A 3,006-nucleotide genomic window follows, 5' to 3' on the forward strand; every position below is an offset into this window, starting at 1 on the left:
TTTCTGGCCTTTCATGTTTTCCTTCAGCCAGCCTTCCAGGCCAGTGTTGAGCAAGGCAGTGGCGGCGAATTCGGCGGTACGGTCGGCATGAAATCCGGTGATGCTGCTGGCGGTGTTTTGCAAGCCGTAACGGAGGATGTCGTCATGGGGCTTGCCGAGCAGTGCATTGAGAATCGCTTCCGGCAAGGTAAACGCCGTAACGAACAGCACATCCTTTTTGGCCGCCCCGATGATCTCGACGAACTCACGCAGATCGGCACCGCCGCTGCGTGGCGAGAACCCGGCGAACAGCGGCTGCGCAGGGTCCATCGGGTTGCGTTCAGTGATCCAGGTGCGTGTTGCGCCGACATTGGCGGGGTTCGCCCAGACCTCTTCGAAAGTTTGCAGATACCGCGTGGCAATCGTCACGTCGTCGAGCGTGTGCACCACGTTGGCCTGGCGATACACGCCATTGGCGGTGAAGTTGGTGCTGCCACACAGCACGGCTTGCGGTTGACGCTGCCCGGCATCATCGACACGACTGAGGACAATGAACTTGTCATGAAAGATATCGTGAGTGACCCGGCCGCGCTTGCTCGACGCCGGTAACTGCGCGAGGCTGGTTTCGTTCAGGGTCGTATCGGGGTCGTCCGCGCGGGCGTGATACAGCACGCGCACTTGAACGCCTCGGGCGAACGCCGCATTCACCGCTTCGACTATCGCCTGCAACTGATACTCGTAGATCGCGATATCCAGCGCCCACCGGGCGTCCACCGCGCGCTCGATGTACCCGAGCAATCGCTCGAGCAGGCCGTTCTCCAGCCACAGACGCGCCGCGTCGGGCCACGCTTCGATCGGCAGGTTCCTATTGGCGCTGATCTGCGCATCCAGATCGGGAAACTTGCGCTGAAAGGCCTGACTGGCGGCTACGGCGCGGTTGAAGATCACGCTCTGGCTGGCCGGGTGGCCGTCATCGCAGGTGATGCTCAACTCCAGCGCTTCGCCCAGTTGTGGCGCGTCCGCCGTACCGTAAGCCAGATGCACCCGATAATGCATCGTCGTGCCCGGATTGACCGCGTAATCGGCCCAGCGGAATTTCTGCAGGGGCGCTTTATCGCTGGGCGTGGCGTGATATTGCGCGAAGGTGTGAGCCTTGCCGGGAAACGTCAGGCTGTTGAACAGGAATAGCCAGGGCTTGTCGCCCTGCTGCTTTTCGATGGCGAAGCCGAGCAGGCCTTTGCGCCGTGGCTCGGCCAGGTCCATGGCGAGCAGAACGCCGTTGGTGCCGGCGTAGGCTTTGACGCGAAAATCGTCCTGAGGATTGGCGACCAATACCCGCATGATTCACTCCTTGTGATTGGGGCTGAGGTGCAGCATAGAGCAGCGATGCGGGGTTTGTGAGGCAGATTTGAGACCGAGGCGATGCCTTCGCGGGCAAACCAGCTCCCGCCGCTTTCTCACTGTTCGACACAATTTCCGTGTGAGCGCGCTTGCTCGCGAAGAGACCCAACCAGGCATCACACATCGTCGATATGCCGATAATCCAGTTCCAGCGCCGCTGCCAACTGCCTGGACCGGCCCAAGCGAATCGGCCCACGTTCAATGTCGATCAACAAGCCCGGACACTCCAGCGACGGTATCGGTGGCAAGGCTTTCAAGCGCCCGTCCGTCACCACCAGCAATCGCTGCTGCTCGGCAGCAAAACGCTTTTTGCGCTGCACCAGCCACTGCTGCGCCTGCATCAGTGCGGCCAGCAACGGTGTCCCGCCGCCCGCGCCCAGCGCCTCCAGCCAGGATCGCAGGCCACTCGATGCCTTCAGGCCCTGCACCTGCCAGGTCGGCGCGCTGCCACTGGCGGTCAGCAACGCCAGACGCGCGCGCTGTCGATAGGCATCATCGAACAGTTGCGCGAGCAAGCCCTTGGCATCGCTCAAGGCCTGATGCCGACGCGTCGAGGCCGAGGCATCGACGATCACCAGCCACAGTTCATGGGCGCAGCGAGTGCGCAACTGGAACTGCAGATCTTCCCGTGCCTGCGGCCGGCCGTTGAGCAGCGTGCCCGGCCAGTTCACCAGGCCACTGCGTGCGGCGTGGCGCTTGCCCTGGCGTCCGTGGTCGAGTTGTCCGGCGCGGGGTCTGGCATTCGCCCCCGCGTCGGATCGGGGACGAATGCCGGTTACTTTTTTGGCCAGCTCGGCACTTCGCGGCGGGCACCAGTGGCCAGTGCCGGAGCCGGCATGTCACCCCACTGGCCCTGCCCTTCACTCAGGTCGGCGGCAGAATGCGCCGGCGGTTGCGCGGGTTGTTGAGGGCTGGACGATGAGGGCTCGCGACGCCGATGGCGCAGGGCAAATTCAGCAACGGCGTCGATGTCTTGCACGGCAATTGCCGTCGCGCCACGCCAGGCCGCATGGGCGCGGGCCGCACGCAGCCAGACCAGATCGGCGCGCAGACCGTCGACACCGGCAGCGAAACAGCGCTCGGTGATGTGCGCCAGCGCAGCGTCGTCCAGCGGAATCTCGCTCAAGCGGCTTCGAGCGTTTTCGCAGCGTTCACGCAGCTGTTGTTGTTCGGCTTCCCACTGCGCGCAGAACCCGTGGGGATCGCTGTCGAAATCCAGACGCCGACGAATGATCTGCCCACGCTCGGTCGGTGCCGTGTGGCCGCTGAGGGCAACGTTCAAACCAAAGCGGTCGAGCAATTGTGGACGCAGTTCACCCTCTTCGGGGTTCATGGTGCCGATCAGTACGAATTTCGCCGAATGCCGATGGGAGATGCCATCGCGCTCGATCAGGTTGGTACCGCTGGCCGCGACGTCGAGCAGCAGGTCGACCAGATGATCCGGCAGCAGGTTGACCTCATCGACGTAGAGCACGCCGCCATCCGCCTTGGCCAGCACACCGGGCGAAAACTGCGCCCGGCCCTCGCTCAGGGCCGCGTCGAGGTCGAGGGTGCCGACCAGACGTTCTTCGGTAGCGCCCAGCGGCAAGGTGACGAACTGGCCGCTGGCAAGCAGATCCGCCAAGC

At 63.7% G+C, this 3,006-nt stretch carries 3 protein-coding genes; all 3 read right to left on the reverse strand.

The window, feature by feature from the left end; genetic code table 11:
* A partial coding sequence (locus DBR24_RS30805) for a phospholipase D-like domain-containing protein (RefSeq protein WP_128616564.1) occupies positions 1-1,320 on the reverse strand: 1,320 nt, incomplete at its 3' end.
* Between the two features lie 176 nt (positions 1,321-1,496).
* Positions 1,497-2,171: a VWA domain-containing protein gene (locus DBR24_RS30810; protein WP_189655828.1), complete on the reverse strand. Its 675-nt coding sequence runs from the start codon at positions 2,169-2,171 to the stop codon at positions 1,497-1,499.
* The coding region (locus tag DBR24_RS30815; protein ID WP_256592045.1) for an ATP-binding protein at positions 2,156-3,006 on the reverse strand (851 nt) is incomplete at its 5' end. The genes DBR24_RS30810 and DBR24_RS30815, both read right to left, overlap by 16 nt.

Source organism: Pseudomonas sp. HMWF006, assembly GCF_003061205.1.
Classification (GTDB): domain Bacteria; phylum Pseudomonadota; class Gammaproteobacteria; order Pseudomonadales; family Pseudomonadaceae; genus Aquipseudomonas; species Aquipseudomonas monsensis.